Source organism: Bacillus cereus group sp. MYBK5-2 (assembly GCF_051915685.1).
Lineage (GTDB): Bacteria > Bacillota > Bacilli > Bacillales > Bacillaceae_G > Bacillus_A > Bacillus_A cereus.
The window spans coordinates 1-813 of the sequence record NZ_JBQAFE010000039.1 but is presented as its reverse complement, the minus strand read 5'-3'; the positions used below and the strand labels follow the sequence as shown (position 1 = coordinate 813).

The following is an 813-nucleotide window of genomic DNA, read 5'->3' as shown; positions in this document are numbered from 1 at the left end:
GAAGTCGTTACAGTCCAATGGACAGCTTCTGAAACCGAGCAGTTATTAAAACAAGCAAACCGAGCATATAACACTGAAATCAACGATTTATTGTTAACTGCTTTAGGAAGAACGATTCATAAGTGGACAGGAATGGAAAGAATTACTGTAAATCTAGAAGGACATGGACGAGAGTCTATTCTTTCGGATTTTGATATTACTCGTACAGTAGGATGGTTTACGAGTCAATATCCAGTAGTTCTACCGATAGAAGCAGGAAGCGACATCTCTTATCAGATTAAAAATATTAAAGAAGGATTGCGCGAGATTCCAAATAAAGGGATTGGATACGGCCTTTTAAAATATCTATCTGAAAATCAAGAAAAGCAGGCCCTTACACTGAAGCCAGAAATTAGCTTTAACTATCTGGGACAGTTTGACCAAGATTTAGAGAATAGTGCGATGCAAATATCAACCTATTCAAGTGGTTTAGATGTAAGTGGAGAGCAAAGTAGACCATTTGCATTAATTATTAACGGTATTCTAACAGATGGAAAATTATCATTGGGTATTAATTATAGTAGAAGACAATATGAGAAAGAAACCATAGAACAATTAGCGAATGAGTTACAGGAGAGCTTACGAGAAATCATTGGACATTGCGTAATGAAAGAGCGAGCGGAGCTGACACCAAGTGATATTATTTTCAAGGGAATGACAATCGAAGCATTAGATCGAATTATAGAGGAAACTAAGCACATAGGCGAAATCGAAAACGTGTATCCGTTAACGCCAATGCAAAAAGGTATGTTATTCCATAGCTTGATGAATTCA

1 protein-coding gene is annotated in these 813 nt (G+C 36.7%); it reads left to right on the top strand.

What is annotated here, in order from left to right; translation table 11 throughout:
* Positions 1–813 (top strand): condensation domain-containing protein (locus tag ACTFP3_RS30115; RefSeq protein ID WP_440012093.1); only part of this gene is annotated, 813 nt, incomplete at both ends.